This is a genomic window from Pseudomonas oryzihabitans (assembly GCF_007665395.1).
In the GTDB taxonomy this organism is placed as follows: domain Bacteria; phylum Pseudomonadota; class Gammaproteobacteria; order Pseudomonadales; family Pseudomonadaceae; genus Chryseomonas; species Chryseomonas psychrotolerans_C.
This window is the reverse complement of sequence record NZ_VDND01000002.1, coordinates 210,595-226,397: the sequence shown is the minus strand read 5'-3', so window position 1 is coordinate 226,397 and position 15,803 is coordinate 210,595. Positions and strand designations below refer to the sequence as shown.

Here is a 15,803-nt window from a genome sequence, read left to right as displayed (position 1 = left end):
TCTTTCGTTGAAACCGGTTTCAGGAGAATAACAATGCCACCGGAGATCGCCATCACCACCTCGGCCTTTGGCGCCGACGCCGTCCGTGCCCGCGGCCAGGCCGCCTGGCTGGACCTGATCGCCGCCGCAGGCGCCACCCAGGTCGAGATCCGCGCGGAGCTGTTCGCCGCACCTCCCGACCTGGGCGCCCTGCGCGCGGCCGCCGCCGGCGCCGGCCTCGGCTGTGTCTATTCGGTGCCGCTGGAGCTCTGGCCCGAGGCGGACGGAGCCCTGTCGGCAGAGCTGCCAGCGGCCCTCGCTGCCGCCCGGACGCTGGGCGCCGATACGCTCAAGGTCTCCCTGGGTCACTATCGCCCCGCCACCGACCTGCAGCCCCTCGCCCAATTGCTGGACGAGGGCGCCCCGCAATTGCTCGTGGAAAACGACCAGACGCTCCAGGGCGGCCGGGTCGAGCCGCTGCGCGCCTTCATCCAGGCCGCCCGGGCGGCAGGGCTGCCTGTGGCGCTGACCTTCGATGTCGGCAACTGGCGCTGGCAGGACGAGGATCCATTGCAGGCCGCGCGCCTGCTGGGCCGCGACGTGCGTTATCTGCACTGCAAGGCGGTCCGCCGGCGCGCCGGTGGCCTGCATGCCGTGCCCCCGGAGGCCGCCGACCTGCTGGCCTGGCAGGGCCTGATGGGCTACTTCCCGGCCGGTGTACGCCGGGCCATCGAATTTCCCCTGCTGGGTGCGGACCTGCTCGGCGAGACCTGCCGCCAGGTAGCCGCCCTGCGCACCCTAGATGAGTCTTCCCAAGAGGAGCTCCGCCATGGCTGAGTACGACATCCTCGCCTTCGGCGAAACCATGACCATGTTCGTCGCCGAGACAGCTGGTGACCTGGCCACGGTCGGGCAATTCGGCAAGCGCATCGCCGGTGCCGACAACAACGTGGCGATCGGCCTGAGCCGGCTGGGTTTCAAGGTCGCCTGGCTGTCCCGGGTCGGCAACGATTCCTTCGGCCGCTTCGTGCGCGCCAGCCTGGAAGCCGAGGGGCTGGACTGCACCCGGCTGAAGGTCGATGCCCGGCATCCCACCGGTTTCCAGCTCAAGTCGCGGGTCGCCGACGGCAGCGATCCGGTGGTCGAGTACTTCCGCCGCGGCTCGGCCGCCAGCCACCTCAACATCGAGGAAGACTTCGATGCCAGCCTGCTGCAGGCGCGCCACCTGCACGCCACCGGCATCCCGCCGGCCCTGTCGCCCAGCGTCAGAGCCTTCAGCCGGCACCTGCTGGAAGCCATGCGTGGCGCCGGGCGCAGCATCTCCTTCGATCCCAACTTGCGGCCGTCGCTGTGGGACAGCGAGGCGCAGATGCGCCGTGAACTCAACGAACTCGCCGGCCTGGCCGACTGGGTACTGCCCGGGCTGGCCGAGGGCCGCCTGCTCACCGGCTACGACACCCCGGCCGACATCGCCGCCTTCTACCTCGACCGCGGCGCCCAGGCGGTGGCCATCAAGCTCGGCCCGGATGGCGGCTACTGGCGCACCGCCGAGGGTGAGGGCGAGGTTCCCGGCGTGGCCGTGGCCGAGGTGGTCGACACCGTCGGCGCCGGCGATGGCTTCGCCACCGGCTTCGTCAGCGCCCTGCTCGACGGCCTCGACGTCGCCGCCGCCGTCGCCCGCGGCAACTGGATCGGCGCCCGCGCCGTGCAGGTGGTCGGCGACATGGAAGGCTTGCCCTACCGCCACGAACTCCCTTGATCCTTGGCTGAACTCCGACACCCGACAAGAACAATCAAGCAGGTGATCTCATGAACGCATCCTCTCTCGCTCCGCGCCGCTGGTGGTATCTGATGCCGGTGGTCTTCATCACCTACAGCCTGGCCTATCTCGACCGGGCCAACTACGGCTTCGCCGCCGCCTCGGGCATGGCCACGGACCTGGGCATCACCCCGGCGATGTCGTCGCTGCTCGGCGCGCTGTTCTTCCTAGGTTACTTCTTCTTCCAGGTACCCGGCGCCATCTATGCCGAGAAGCGCAGCGTCAAGCGGCTGATCTTCTGGAGCCTGATCGCCTGGGGCGGTCTCGCCACCCTGACCGGCATGGTGCCCAACGTCACCCTGCTGATCGCCATCCGTTTCCTGCTGGGCGTGGTCGAGGCGGCGGTGATGCCGGCGATGCTGGTCTATCTCTGCCACTGGTTCACCAAACGCGAGCGCTCCCGGGCCAACACCTTCCTGATCCTCGGCAATCCGGTGACCATCCTCTGGATGTCGGTGGTGTCCGGCTATCTGATCCATGCCCTGGACTGGCGCTGGATGTTCATCATCGAAGGCCTGCCGGCGGTGATCTGGGCCTTCATCTGGTGGCGCCTGGCCGCGGAACGACCCAAGGATGCCAAGTGGCTCGCCGCGGAGGAGAAGCAGCGCCTGGAAGCCGCCCTGAAGGCCGAGCAGCAGGGCATGAAGCCGGTGAAGAACTACGCCGAAGCCTTCCGCTCGCCCACGGTCATCCTGCTCTCGCTGCAGTACTTCTGCTGGAGCATCGGCGTCTATGGCTTCGTCCTCTGGCTGCCGTCGATCCTGCGCCAGGGCGCCCAGCTGGACATCGTCCAGGCCGGCTGGCTGTCGTCGCTGCCCTATCTGGCCGCCGTGCTGGCCATGGTCGGCGTGTCCTGGGCCTCGGACCGCCTGCAGAATCGCAAGCTGTTCGTCTGGCCGCCGCTGCTGATCGCCGCCCTGGCCTTCCTCGGCTCCTTCGCCCTCGGCAGCCAGCATTTCTGGTGGTCCTATGCGCTGCTGGTGGTCGCCGGCGCCTGCATGTACGCGCCCTATGGCCCCTTCTTCGCCATCGTCCCGGAGATCCTGCCGGGCAACGTCGCCGGCGGGGCCATGGCGCTGATCAACAGCATGGGCGCCCTGGGCTCCTTCGCCGGCTCCTACCTGGTGGGTTATCTGAATGGTGTGACCGGCGGTCCCGGCGCCTCCTTCGGCTTCATGGGCGGCGCCCTGCTGGTCGCCGTGGTGCTCACCCTGCTGCTGCGCCAGGAACCCATCGCCCGTACCGCGGCGCTCAAGCCCGCCACCAGCCACTAAGGAAAGCTCCTGCCATGAAAAAGAAGGTGATCCACTACAAGGCCCTGTCGCCAGCGCTGACCGCCCGGCTGGACGAGGCCTTCGACCTGGAATACGTCGACGTCAAGGCGCCGGGCGGTGAAGCCCGGCTGCGCGAGCACCTGCCCGAGGCCCAGGGCCTGCTCGGCTCCAGCTTCAAGCTGACGCCCGACCTGCTGGACCTGGCGCCCAAGCTGGAGGCCATCGCCAGCGTCTCGGTCGGCTTCGACAGCTACGACCTGCCCTATCTGCAGCAGCGGGGCATCCTGCTCTGCAACACCCCGGATGTCCTGACCGAAAGCGTAGCCGACGCCGCCTTCGCGCTGCTGCTGGCCACCGCCCGGCGTATCGTCGAACTGGCCGACTGGGTACGGGCGGGGCAGTGGCAGGCCAGCCTGGGCGAGGCGCACTTCGGCTGCGACGTCCATGGCAAGACCCTGGGCCTGGTCGGCATGGGGCGTATCGGCCAGGCCATCGCCCGGCGCGCCCACCTCGGCTTCGGTATGCAGGTCAATTACACCGCCCATGCCGCCAAGCCGGAGGTGGACGAGCGCTACGGGGCGCGCTTCCTGCCCCTGCCCGAGCTACTGGAACGCTGCGATTTCCTCTGCGTCACGGTGCCGCTCAGCGACGAGACCCACCACCTGCTGGGCGCCGCCGAGCTCGCCCGATTGCCCGCCCATGCCATCCTGGTCAATGTCTCGCGCGGCCCGGTGATCGACGAAGCCGCCCTCATCGCCGCCTTGCAGGAGGGCCGCCTGCGCGGGGCCGGCCTGGATGTCTTCGACCGCGAACCCGTGGCGCCGGACTCGCCGCTGCTGCAGCTGCCCAACGTGGTACCCACGCCGCACCTGGGCTCGGCGACCCGGGAGACCCGCGAGGCCATGGCGCGCTGCGCGGTGGACAACCTGCTGGCCGCCCTCGCCGGCCAGCGCCCGGCCAATCTGGTCAATCCGCAGGTCTGGACGCGTCGCCAGTGAGTCTTGGCGGTCATTTGTGGTCAGACAGGTATCAGCCCCCACGGAGAACGACCATGACCGCCTTCGACGATCCCCACGCCTTCGTCAACCGCGTGCGCGAGCAGGCCGCCGATGCCGAGCGCAGCGGCGACATCCCGCGCCTGTTGCAACTGGTCGACGAACTCGCCAGCGCCTTCGAGCGCCAAGCGCGCAGCACCGCCCAGGACAACGCTGGGGTGGTGCGCGCGGTGGAGGAGTTCGAGCGGCACGAAGGGACCTGAGCGCGCCCGGGTGCCCGCCTGCCTGGCCCTGCCGCCGGCAGGTCCCGCCACTGACCAGCGTCCCGAGGTCCAGCTTCAGTGCCCATCGCTACCCATACCCTGCTCGCCCGGCTGCTGAAGCTGGCCCCGCGGGACGCTCCCGCACCCCTGCGCTACCTGGGTGCCACCCTGCTGATCGGCATCGCCGCCGGAATCCGGCTGAGCCTCGGGATCGACAGCCTGCCCTACCTGCTGTTCATCCCCTTCATCATGGCCGCCGCCTTCTGGTTCGGCCTGGGGCCCGGGTTGCTGGCCACCCTCCTCTCGGTGCTGCTGGCCGAGACGCTGTTCGTCAAGGCCCCGGCCTACTTCGCGCTGTTTTCCGAACGCTGGGTATCCCATGCGCTGTTCGTGCTGGTCAACGTCATCATGGCGCTGGTCTGCGTAGCCCAGCGGCGCAGCCTGGAATCCCTCTATCGCTTCGCGGGCAACCTCGGCGAACAGGTGACCCTGCGCACCCGCCAGCGTGATCTGATCTGGCGGGCCAGTCCCGACCTGCTCTGCACGGCGACCCCGGAAGGCCAGTTGCTGGATCTCAACCCGGCCTGGACCGGCACCCTGGGCTGGACCGAGGAACAGCTGCGCCACGAGCCCTTCATGGCCTTCGTCCACGTCGAGGATCGCGCGGCCACCGAGGCGGCCGTGGCGCGGTTGAAGGACGGCGAGCCGGTGTTCGGCTTCGAGAACCGCTACCGCCATCGCGACGGCGGCTATCGCTGGCTGTCGTGGAATTCGGTCCTGCAGGAGGGCCTCATCTATTCGGCGGTTCGCGAAGTCACCGCCATTCGCGAGCAGCAGGAAGCCCTGCAACAGGCCGAGGAGCAGTTGCGCCAGAGCCAGAAGATGGAAGCCGTGGGCCAGCTCACCGGGGGCATCGCCCATGACTTCAACAACCTGCTCACCGGGGTGATCGGCAGCCTGGACATGCTCACCCTGCGCCTCGGCCAGGGCCGCGTCGCCGATCTCGAACGCTACGCCAGCGCCGCCAAGGGTGCCGCCGAGCGCGCCGCCGCCCTGACCCATCGGCTGCTGGCCTTTTCCCGCCGCCAGGCGCTGGATCCCAGCGCTACCCGCACCAACGACCTGGTGCTGGGGATGGAAGAGCTGATTCGGCGTTCGGTGGGTCCCCAGGTGCAGATCCATATCGAACTCGCCGAGGCGCTGCACCTGACCCTGTGCGATCCCCACCAGCTGGAGAACGCCCTGCTCAACCTGTGCATCAATGCGCGCGATGCCATGCCCGAGGGCGGCGTGCTGCGCATCGTCACCGCCAATCGCCGCCTGACCCGGGACCAGGCGACCGCCTTGGAACTGCCCCCCGGCGACTATGTCACCCTGGCGGTGCTCGATACCGGCTCCGGGATGCCGCCCGAGGTACTGGCGCGGGCCTTCGATCCCTTCTTCACCACCAAGCCGGTGGGCATGGGCACCGGTCTCGGCCTGTCGATGATCTATGGTTTCGCCAAGCAATCCGGCGGCGTCGCCCATATCGCCTCGGCGGAGGGGGTGGGGACCACCGTCACCCTCTATCTGCCACGCCTGGTGGAGGAAGCCTCGCCGCCGGTGGAAACGCCGCGCGTCGGGACGTCACGCTATCCAAGGGGCATGACGGTGCTGGTGGTGGACGACGAACCCATGGTGCGGGCCCTGGTGGACGAGGCCCTGCGCGAACATCACATCCGTACCCTGGAGGCGGCGGATGCCGCCACGGCGCTGCGGGTGCTGGAGTCCGACACGCCGCTGGACCTGCTGATCGCCGACGTCGGCCTGCCGGGCGGCCTGAGCGGCTGCCAGCTCGCCGCCCTCGCCCGCGAACGCCGCCCCGGCCTGATGACCCTGTTGATCACCGGCTACGCCGACGCCAGCCTGCCCGGCGAGTCCCTGCCGCCGCCGGGCGTGAGCGTGCTGCCCAAGCCGTTCACCCTGGAACGGCTCATGAGCCAGATCGATCTGCTGCTGGACGGTCGCGAACCACGGCCGGAGGCCTGAAGCCGTCCCGGTGAACCGAGCGGGGCCGACAAACGCCGCGAGTTGTTGGAGAATACGCGGCTAGCCCACCGCAACCGGATCGAAACACCCGCATGAGCGACCTCTCCGCGCACACGCCCATGATGCAGCAGTATTTGAAAATTAAGCATCAGCATCCCGAGCAACTGCTGTTCTATCGCATGGGCGATTTCTACGAGTTGTTCTACGACGACGCCCGGCGCGCGGCCAAGTTGCTCGACATCACCCTGACCGCCCGCGGCGCCTCGGCCGGCAAGTCCATCCCCATGGCCGGCATCCCCTTCCACTCCGCCGAAGGCTACCTGGCCAAGCTGGTCAAGCTCGGCGAGTCGGTGGTGATCTGCGAGCAGATCGGCGATCCGGCCACCAGCAAGGGCCCGGTGGAGCGCCAGGTGGTACGCATCATCACCCCCGGCACCGTCAGCGACGAGGCCCTGCTCGACGAGCGCCGCGACAACCTGCTGACCGCCGTGCTGGGCGACGAGCGCCTGTTCGGCCTGGCCGTGCTGGACATCGCCAGCGGCCGCTTCACCGTGCAGGAACTGGCCGGCTGGGAGACCCTGCTGGCGGAACTGGAACGCCTCAACCCCGCCGAGTTGCTGATCCCCGACGACTGGCCCGCCGGGTTGCCGGCCGAGAAACGCCGCGGCGTGCGCCGCCGGGCGCCCTGGGACTTCGATTGCGATTCGGCGCTGAAGAGCCTCTGCCAGCAATTCGGCACTGGCGACCTCAAGGGCTTCGGCTGCGACAAGCTGGGCCTGGCCATCGGCGCCGCCGGCTGCCTGCTGGCCTACGCCAAGGAAACCCAGCGCACCGCCCTGCCGCACCTGCGCAGCCTCAGGCACGAGCGCCTGGACGACACCGTCATCCTCGACGGCGCCAGCCGCCGCAACCTGGAATTGGACGTCAACCTGGCCGGCGGGCGCGACAACACCCTGCAATCGGTGGTCGACCGCTGCCAGACCGCCATGGGCAGCCGCCTGCTGACCCGCTGGCTGAATCGTCCCCTGCGCAATCGTGCCATCATCGAAGCGCGTCAGGACGCCATCACCTGCCTGCTGGAAAGCTATCGCTTCGAGACGCTGCAGCCGCAACTCAAGGACATCGGCGACCTGGAGCGCATCCTCGCCCGCATCGGCCTGCGCAACGCCCGCCCACGCGACCTCGCCCGCCTGCGTGATGCCCTCGCGGCCCTGCCGGCGCTGCAGGAAGGGCTGACGCAGATGATCGCCCCGCACCTGCTCGATCTCGCCCGGAGCATCCAGACCTATCCGGAGCTGGCCGCCACCCTCGCCCGCGCCATCATCGACAACCCGCCGGCGGTGATCCGCGACGGGGGCGTCATCAAGCGCGGCTACGATGCCGAGCTCGACGAGTTGCAGACCCTCAGCGAGAACGCCGGCCAGTTCCTCATGGACCTGGAAGCCCGCGAAAAGGCCCGCACCGGCCTGCAGGGCCTCAAGGTCGGCTACAACCGCGTGCACGGCTACTTCATCGAGATCCCCAGCCGGCAGGCCGAGTCCGCTCCGGCCGACTATATCCGCCGCCAGACCCTCAAGGGCGCCGAGCGCTTCATCACCCCGGAGCTCAAGGCCTTCGAAGACAAGGCGCTGTCGGCCCAGAGCCGCGCCCTGGCACGGGAGAAGGCGCTCTACGAAACCCTGCTCGACGAACTCATCGGCCACCTGGCGCCATTGCAGGACAGCGCCGCCGCCCTGGCCGAGCTGGACGTGCTGGCCAACTTCGCCGAACGGGCGCTCAACCTCGACCTGAACAAGCCGCGCTTCGTCGCGGAACCCTACCTGAAGATCGGCCAGGGCCGCCATCCGGTGGTGGAGCAGGTGCTGGAGACACCCTTCGTTGCCAACGACGTCACCCTCGACAATGACACCCGCATGCTGGTGATCACCGGCCCGAACATGGGCGGTAAGTCCACCTACATGCGCCAAACCGCGCTGATCGTGCTCCTCGCCCACGTCGGCAGCTTCGTCCCGGCAGCCAGTTGCGAACTGTCCCTGGTGGATCGCATCTTCACCCGCATCGGCTCCAGCGACGACCTGGCCGGTGGCCGCTCCACCTTCATGGTGGAGATGAGCGAGACCGCCAACATCCTGCACAACGCCAGCGAACACAGCCTGGTGCTGATGGACGAGGTCGGCCGCGGCACCAGCACCTTCGACGGCCTGTCGCTGGCCTGGGCCGCCGCCGAGCAGCTGGCGCGACTGCGCGCCTGGACGCTGTTTGCCACCCACTACTTCGAGCTGACCGTCCTCCCCGACGGCCAGCCGAGCGTGGCCAACGTCCACCTCAACGCCACCGAGCACAACGACCGCATCGTCTTCCTGCACCATGTGCTGCCCGGCCCGGCCAGCCAGAGCTACGGCCTGGCGGTGGCGCAACTGGCCGGCGTGCCCGAGGACGTCATCCTGCGCGCCCGCGAGCACCTCGCCCGCCTGGAAGCGGCCAGTTTCAACGGTGAGGTGGGTACGCCGCTGCCGGTGAGCGCGCCAGCCAAGGACCGCCCGCTGCAGGCCGATCTGTTCGCCAGCGCCGCCCATCCTCTCATCGAGGAACTGGAACGCCTGCAGCCAGACGACATCACACCCAGGAAAGCCTTGGAGCTTATCTACGAATGGAAAAAGCGTATCTGAGTTAACGGATACGAGGGGCCTGGCAATGCTGCTAGAATCCGCCGCCTTAGCCTGAGGAGAACGAGCAGATGACCTTCGTCGTCACTGACAACTGCATCAAATGCAAATATACCGACTGCGTGGAAGTCTGCCCGGTGGACTGCTTCTACGAAGGCCCCAACTTCCTGGTGATCCACCCGGACGAGTGCATCGACTGCGCCCTGTGCGAGCCCGAATGCCCGGCCCAGGCGATCTTCTCGGAAGACGAGGTGCCGGCCGGCCAGGAAGCCTTCATCGAACTCAACAGTGAGTTGGCCAACATCTGGCCGAACATCACCGAGAAGAAGGACGCCCTGCCCGACGCCGCCGAATGGGACGGCAAGACCGGCAAGCTCGCTCAGCTCGAGCGCTAGGTCCTGCTGCAACCAGCCGGGCAATAAAAAAGGGGGCGGATAGTTCCGCCCCCTTCGTCCTTGTCCCTGATGTCCTGCCACCGTCCTGGTGGACCTCGTCCCGAGGTGTCCTGACCCGCATCCTGCCGATCCGTGTCGTCCCAGACACAGCGCCGATACTACTCTCCTCTCGCTGGATGGCAATCTGCCACCTTACGCCCATTTCTCCTGTCTCGCGGTCGCAGCTGAAAGATAAAAGTCTTTCCCGGCAAGGACTTGAGGTGCGCCAGCGATGCTTGCCGGCAGGCTCGCGCGCCTCCTGCTTACGTGCGCTGTAAGCTAAGGCTTACAGTCACACGCAGAAAAAAGCCCGGAAAATTCCGGGCTCGTTTGGCGGTCGTTCAGTCAGGCCTCTTCAGAAAAGGGAGTCGCTGGACAGGCCGTTGCGCTCGAAGATCTCTCTGAGCCGCTTGAGCGCTTCGACCTGGATCTGCCGTACCCGCTCCCGGGTCAGGCCGATCTCCTGCCCGACCTCTTCCAGGGTGCTGGCCTCGTGCCCGCGCAGGCCGAAGCGGCGCACCACCACCTCACGCTGTTTTTCCGGCAATTCCAGCAACCACTGGTCGATGCTCTGGTTGAGATCCGAATCCTGCAGCAGCTCGCAGGGATCGGTGGGACGGTCGTCGGTCAGGGTGTCGAGCAGGGTCTTGTCCGAATCCGGCCCCAGGACCATGTCCACCGAGCTGATCCTTTCGTTCAGCCCCATCACCCGCTTGACGTCCGCCACCGGTTTTTCCAGCAGGGCGGCGATCTCCTCGGGGGATGGCTCGTGGTCGAGCTTCTGGGTCAGCTCCCGCGCGGCGCGCAGGTGCAGATTGAGCTCCTTGACCACGTGGATCGGCAGGCGAATGGTCCGGGTCTGATTCATGATCGCCCGTTCGATGGTCTGCCGGATCCACCAGGTGGCATAGGTGGAGAAGCGAAAGCCCCGCTCGGGATCGAATTTCTCGACGGCGCGGATCAAGCCCAGATTGCCCTCCTCGATCAGATCGAGCAGCGACAGGCCGCGGTTGATGTAGCGCCGGGCGATCTTCACCACAAGCCGCAGGTTGCTCTCGATCATGCGCTTGCGACCGGCGGGGTCGCCACGTTGCGCCAGGCGCGCGAAGTGCACCTCTTCCGCCGGTGAGAGCAGTGGCGAGAAGCCGATTTCGTTGAGATAGAGCTGAGTGGCGTCGAGTGCCCGGCTGTAGTCGGCCAGCTTGGCCCCACGGACGACTTGGTTGCCGCGCCCGGACAGCGCCTTGGTCATCGCCGCGTCGGCGGATTCCTCACCGAAGGGATTGGAATCGAGAAGCAGAACATCATCGCCGAGATCGAACTCGGCTTCTTGTTTAGTCTGGATCATCTTGAGTAACCCTTGCTCGTCTGAACTCCGAGCCAGGGCGTATCGATACGTTGCCGATGCGCCTTGACTCGCCCCCAAAGGACTGCGGGATCGAGTCGGCGCCTAGCGAATCAACGATTGGGCAGGAACTGCAAGGGATCCACCGGTTTGCCCTGACGGCGAATCTCGAAATGGAGCTTGACCCGGTCGGTGCCGGTCGAACCCATCTCGGCAATCGTCTGCCCTATCTTGACACGCTCACCTTCCCGAACCAGCAACCTACGGTTGTGACCGTAGGCACTGACGTAGGTTTCGCTGTGTTTGACGATAACCAGTTCACCATAACCCCGTAGACCATTTCCCGCATAGACCACGGTGCCATCGGCAGCGGCCATCACGGGCTGTCCTTCCTGGCCGGCGATGTCTATTCCCTTGTTCAGGCTGCTGCTGGCGGAGAATCGACTGATGAGGGTACCTTTCGTCGGCCAAGCCCAACCGGCAGCCGATTGGGGCACGTCGCGGGTCGGCGTCTGGGCGGGAGTGACCGGGGTCGGCGGGGGCGCGGCGGGCAGATTCGGCGTCACCACCGGAGTGGCGGCGGTCGGGTTGGAGGTGACCGGCGGCGGAATCGGCACCGGTGTCGCGACCGGGTTGCCCGGCGCCGGACCGGAGGCCACGACCGCGGCCGGACGCCGGGTGATGCGACTGGAACTGCTGGCGGTCGCGGAGGAGCCGCTGCCGAAGCGGATCACCTGGCCGACATGGATCACATAGGGTGCGCTGAGGCCGTTCTGCGCCGCCAGGGCGCGCCACTCCCAGCCATTGCGGGAGGCGATGGAAAACAGGGTATCGCCGCGTTTGACGCGATATTGACCGGAGGTGACCTGGGGCACGCTGCTGCGACCATCGCCGCGGTCCACCACCGGGGCTCGCGAACCATTGGTCGAGCAACCCGCCAGCAGCAGGGCCACGAGCACGCCCGCCAGCCAGCCTGAACGCCCTCGTCCTGGAAATCCTTGCGCTCGGGCCTTCACCCGTTCCTCCCGCAGTGTCTGATCATCTACCGTCCGGCCATCCCGCCGGCCTCAAGCGGCCGCAGCCGCCTGGCTGCCTTGGAGCGCGGTACCGGGGTAACGTTCCCTGTCGCTCACTGGGCCAGGGGCCCGTTGAGCAGCGGTACGAAGCGCACGGCATTGAGTTCATGGCGCACGAAGCCGTCGGCCTCGCGCACGATCAGCAGCAGCTTCTGCTCTTCGTCGACGCCCACCGGGATCACCAGGCGGCCACCGGGCGCCAGTTGGTCGAGCAGTGCCTGGGGCACTTCCCGCGCGGCGGCGGTGACGATGATGCCGTTGTAGGGCGCCAGGGCCGGCCAGCCTTCCCAGCCATCGCCCCAGCGGAACACCACGTTGCGCAGATTGAGTTCGAGCAGGCGCTCCTTGGCCCTGTCCTGCAGCGACTGGATCCGCTCGACGGAAAACACCCGCTCCACGGTCTGCGCCAGGATGGCGGTCTGGTAGCCGGAGCCGGTGCCGATCTCCATGACCTTGTCCAGCGGCCCGCCGGCGAGCAGCAGCTCGGTCATGCGCGCCACCATGAAGGGCTGGGAGATGGTCTGGTTATGCCCGATGGGCAGCGCCGTGTCCTCGTAGGCCCGGTGGGCCAGGGCCTCGTCGACGAACAGGTGACGCGGCGTACGGCGGATCACCTCCAGCACCTGGGCATTGGACAGCCCCTCTTCGTAGAGGCGCTGGATGAGCCGCTCCCGGGTGCGCTGGGAGGTCATGCCGATGCCGTGTCTTTGCATATGCTCTTGCCCCTGAGTCATGCCAGCAGCTCCGTCAGCGCCGACAGGCCGGCGAAGCCCTCGCGGAAGGTGCGATCGAACTGCAGCGGCGTCACCGAGACATAGCCTTCCAGCACGGCATGGAAGTCGGTGCCCGGTCCGCCATCCACCGCATCGCCGGAAACCGAGATCCAGTAGCCGGCCTTGCCACGCGGATTGACCTCGCGCACCGGCGGCTTGGCCTGGGCGCGGTGACCCAGGCGGGTCAGCTGCAGACCCTTGATCTGCGCCAGCGGCAGATCCGGGATATTGACGTTGAGCACGGTGCGCGGCGGCAGGTCGAGGCTCTCGTGCAAGGCGACGATGCGGGCGGCGATCTCGGCCGCCACCGCCATGTTGTCGGCGCTGCGCGAGACCAGCGAAAAGGCCAGCGCCGGGCGCGCGAGGAAGCGCCCTTCCATGGCCGCGGCCACGGTGCCGGAGTAGAGGACGTCGTCGCCCAGATTGGCACCCAGGTTGATACCGGCCACCACCATGTCCGGAGTCTGCTCCAGCAGCCCATTGAGACCGAGGTGGACGCAATCGGTGGGCGTGCCGTTGACGCCCAGGAAGCCGTTGGGCAGGCGCTGGGGGTGCAAGGGCCGGTCCAGCGTCAGGGCACTGCTCACGCCGCTCATGTCATAGAGCGGCGCGACCACCTGGCACTCGTAGTCCGCACGGGCGGCGAGCGCGGCATGCAGCGCGGCGATACCGGGGGCCAGCACCCCATCGTCGTTGGCGATCAGAAGTCGCATGGATGTTCCGTCTGCCCTGCCTCGCCAAGCGTTACCAGCTCGCGAACCACTGCGGTGGCGAAACAGCCGGCCGGCAGGACGAATTCGAGTTGCAGAATGTCAGGAGCGGGATAATGCCACGTCAGGCCGCCGATGGGGAGGCGCAGGATGCGCCGTTCATGCGAGAGGCCGGCACCGGCCAGCCAGGCGGGCAGCTCTCCGGCGGCACTGGCGACGCCCGCTTCGAGGGCCGCGGCAGGGCCTTGCACAGGAGACTCGCCCTGGCCCCACAGGGGGCCGGTGGGGTGCAGATCCAGCGCCGCCAGGCGCGGATCGGCCAGATCGGCGGCGGTCGCCGGGAAGTGGCTGCGGCTGTCGGTGAAGGCCAGCAGGTCGCCCGCGTGCGCGCGACTCCAGGAACCGTCGGCGACGCGGCGGGCCAGCACCTGGTTGAACAACCAGCTGCGCGCGGCGGACAGGGTCCGCGAACGGCGGTTGCGCTGCTCGGGCAGGCGCTGCTCCTGGGCGCAGGCCCGGGCATCGGCGAGGTTGCCACCCTGGAAGCCGAAGCGCTGCGGCCCGAAATAATTGGGCACGCCCTGGGCGACAATGGCCTGCAGCCGGGCCTCCAGCGCCGCGGGATCGGCCTGCAGCCCGGTCAGGCGCAGGCGAAAGCCGTTGGCGGCATGGGCGCCGCGCTGCAGCTTGCGGCGGTGCCGGCCCTGCTGGAGGATCACCAGCGTCTCGTCACAGGCAGCCGCGAGATCCGGATCGGCCTTGCCGGGCAGGTGCAGGCTGAACCACTGGCGGGTCAATGCCTGGCGATCCTTGAGACCGGCATAGCTGATGGCCCGTTGCGGTACGCCAGCGGCCCGGGCCAGCCGGCGCACGGCCTCCTCGGTATTGAGGCCGCGCTTCTCGACCCACAGCCAGAGATGCTCGCCATCGCCACTGAGCGGGATGTCCAGTACCTCGTCCACCTGGAAGTCTTCGGCACTGGCCTTGAGGATCGCCTGGCCGCAGGGTTCGCCATGGGCACGCGGCCCGAGCAGCTGGTCTTCGTTCATAGCGGCAGCAGCAGGGCCACGGCGTGCACGGCGATGCCTTCCTCGCGCCCGACGAAGCCCAGCCGCTCGGTGGTGGTGGCCTTGACGTTCACCTGGCCCAGCTCGACCTGCAGGTCTTCGGCGATGGCCTGGCGCATGGCCTCGATGTGCGGCGCCATCTTCGGCGCCTGGGCGGCGATGGTGCCGTCGACGTTACCCACCTGCCAGCCCTGCTCCCGGACCAGGCCGACCACATGGCGCAGCAGCACCCGGCTGTCGGCGCCCTTGAAGCGCGGATCGGTGTCAGGGAAGTGCTTGCCGATGTCGCCCAGCGCCGCGGCGCCCAGCAGGGCATCGGCCAGGGCGTGCAGCAGCACGTCGCCATCGGAGTGGGCGAGCAGGCCGCGATGATGGGGGATGCGAATGCCGCCGAGGGTGATGAAGTCGCCCTCGCCAAAGGCGTGAACGTCGAAACCGTGACCTATGCGCATGAAGAAAGACGCCCTGGAAAATGACAGGGCGTCGATTCTACCGGCTGGCAACGGCTCCCGTCGCCCTCACGGGGTCGACAGGGCCGCCGCATGATGCCGCAGATGATCGTCGATGAAGCTGGCGACGAAGAAATAGCTGTGGTCGTAACCCGGCTGCAGGCGCAGTTCCAGCGGATGCCCCGCGGCTTCCGCCGCCCGCTGCAGCGCCTGGGGCTTGAGCTGCTCGGAGAGGAAGCTGTCCTGTTCGCCCTGGTCGACCAGCAGCGGCAGCCGCTCCTCGGCCTGCTCCAGCAGTGCACAGGCATCCCACTCGGCCCAGCTGCTACGGTCTTCGCCCAGGTAATTCGAAAACGCCTTGTGCCCCCAGGGGCAATCCAGCGGATTGACGATGGGCGAGAAGGCCGACACCGAGCGATAGCGCCCCGGATGGCGCAGGGCACAGATCAGGGCGCCATGGCCGCCCATGGAGTGACCGCTGACGCCACGGCGATCCGAGACAGGGAAGTTGGCCTCGATCAGCGCCGGCAGTTCTTCCACCACATAGTCGTGCATGCGGTAGTGCTTGGCCCAGGGCTGCTGGGTGGCATTGACGTAGAAACCCGCCCCCAGGCCGAAATCCCAGGCCTTCTCGGAATCGTCCGGTACGCCTTCGCCGCGCGGACTGGTGTCCGGCGCCACCAGCACCAGGCCCAGCTCGGCGGCCAGGCGCTGGGCGCCGGCCTTCTGCATGAAGTTCTCATCGGTGCAGGTCAGGCCCGACAGCCAGTAGAGCACCGGCAGATCGCTGCGCGCCTCCGCCTGGGGCGGCAGGTAGACGGCGAAGGTCATGTCGCAGTCGAGACTGCGGGCGCGATGGCGATAGCGCTTGTGCCAACCGCCGAAACTCTTGTTGCTGGAGAGCAGTTCGAGACTCATGGTCATC

The 15,803-nt window shown here is 67.8% G+C and carries 15 protein-coding genes; 8 read left to right on the top strand and 7 right to left on the bottom strand.

The genetic code is table 11. From position 1 onward, the window contains the following. Window positions 1–33: 33 nt before the first annotated feature. From FSV73_RS04940 to fdxA, 8 genes are all read left to right on the top strand, one after another. On the top strand, window positions 34–816 hold the full coding sequence (locus FSV73_RS04940; RefSeq protein WP_145004761.1) for a TIM barrel protein: 783 nt from the start codon (window positions 34–36) through the stop codon (window positions 814–816). Continuing rightward, window positions 809–1,738: a sugar kinase gene (locus tag FSV73_RS04935; RefSeq protein WP_145004758.1), complete on the top strand. Its 930-nt coding sequence runs from the start codon at window positions 809–811 to the stop codon at window positions 1,736–1,738. Before FSV73_RS04940 ends, FSV73_RS04935 begins: the two co-directional genes overlap by 8 nt. Window positions 1,739–1,788: 50 nt before the next feature. Further along, window positions 1,789–3,072: an MFS transporter gene (locus tag FSV73_RS04930; protein ID WP_145004755.1), complete on the top strand. Its 1,284-nt coding sequence runs from the start codon at window positions 1,789–1,791 to the stop codon at window positions 3,070–3,072. Between the two features lie 14 nt (window positions 3,073–3,086). After that, window positions 3,087–4,070 (top strand): 2-hydroxyacid dehydrogenase, encoded by a 984-nt coding sequence (locus tag FSV73_RS04925; RefSeq protein WP_145004752.1) that lies wholly within the window; start codon window positions 3,087–3,089, stop codon window positions 4,068–4,070. A 53-nt stretch (window positions 4,071–4,123) separates the two neighbouring features. Next, complete coding sequence (locus FSV73_RS04920) at window positions 4,124–4,330, top strand: hypothetical protein (RefSeq protein WP_145004749.1); 207 nt, start codon at window positions 4,124–4,126, stop codon at window positions 4,328–4,330. Window positions 4,331–4,408: 78 nt separating this feature from the next. Next, on the top strand, window positions 4,409–6,358 hold the full coding sequence (locus FSV73_RS04915; protein WP_145004746.1) for a hybrid sensor histidine kinase/response regulator: 1,950 nt from the start codon (window positions 4,409–4,411) through the stop codon (window positions 6,356–6,358). 92 nt (window positions 6,359–6,450) lie between these two features. Further along, the gene (gene mutS, locus FSV73_RS04910; RefSeq protein WP_145004744.1) at window positions 6,451–9,027 is read left to right on the top strand and encodes a DNA mismatch repair protein MutS; all 2,577 of its coding nucleotides are present in this window, start codon (window positions 6,451–6,453) and stop codon (window positions 9,025–9,027) included. Window positions 9,028–9,095: 68 nt separating this feature from the next. Then, a complete protein-coding gene (fdxA, locus tag FSV73_RS04905) occupies window positions 9,096–9,419 on the top strand; it encodes a ferredoxin FdxA (protein WP_058762009.1) in 324 nt (107 codons plus the stop codon). Between the two features lie 394 nt (window positions 9,420–9,813). Here the strand turns inward: fdxA and rpoS are convergent, their stop codons facing one another. The 7 genes from rpoS to fghA form a co-directional block, all read right to left on the bottom strand. Continuing rightward, on the bottom strand, window positions 9,814–10,806 hold the full coding sequence (gene rpoS / locus FSV73_RS04900) for an RNA polymerase sigma factor RpoS (RefSeq protein WP_145004741.1): 993 nt from the start codon (window positions 10,804–10,806) through the stop codon (window positions 9,814–9,816). A gap of 110 nt (window positions 10,807–10,916) precedes the next feature. Beyond that, entirely contained in the window at window positions 10,917–11,762 is an 846-nt protein-coding gene (locus FSV73_RS04895) for a peptidoglycan DD-metalloendopeptidase family protein (RefSeq protein ID WP_437179261.1), read from the bottom strand. Between the two features lie 170 nt (window positions 11,763–11,932). Continuing rightward, entirely contained in the window at window positions 11,933–12,571 is a 639-nt protein-coding gene (locus FSV73_RS04890) for a protein-L-isoaspartate(D-aspartate) O-methyltransferase (RefSeq protein ID WP_186309180.1), read from the bottom strand. A 38-nt stretch (window positions 12,572–12,609) separates the two neighbouring features. Continuing rightward, a complete protein-coding gene (surE, locus tag FSV73_RS04885) occupies window positions 12,610–13,365 on the bottom strand; it encodes a 5'/3'-nucleotidase SurE (protein WP_145004735.1) in 756 nt (251 codons plus the stop codon). Continuing rightward, complete coding sequence (gene truD / locus FSV73_RS04880) at window positions 13,353–14,411, bottom strand: tRNA pseudouridine(13) synthase TruD (RefSeq protein ID WP_145004733.1); 1,059 nt, start codon at window positions 14,409–14,411, stop codon at window positions 13,353–13,355. Before truD ends, surE begins: the two co-directional genes overlap by 13 nt. Next, window positions 14,408–14,881 (bottom strand): 2-C-methyl-D-erythritol 2,4-cyclodiphosphate synthase, encoded by a 474-nt coding sequence (ispF, locus tag FSV73_RS04875; protein WP_145004730.1) that lies wholly within the window; start codon window positions 14,879–14,881, stop codon window positions 14,408–14,410. The genes truD and ispF overlap by 4 nt, the downstream gene beginning before the upstream one ends. 66 nt (window positions 14,882–14,947) lie before the next feature. Continuing rightward, the gene (gene fghA, locus FSV73_RS04870) at window positions 14,948–15,802 is read right to left on the bottom strand and encodes an S-formylglutathione hydrolase (RefSeq protein WP_186309159.1); all 855 of its coding nucleotides are present in this window, start codon (window positions 15,800–15,802) and stop codon (window positions 14,948–14,950) included. Window position 15,803 lies beyond the last annotated feature (1 nt).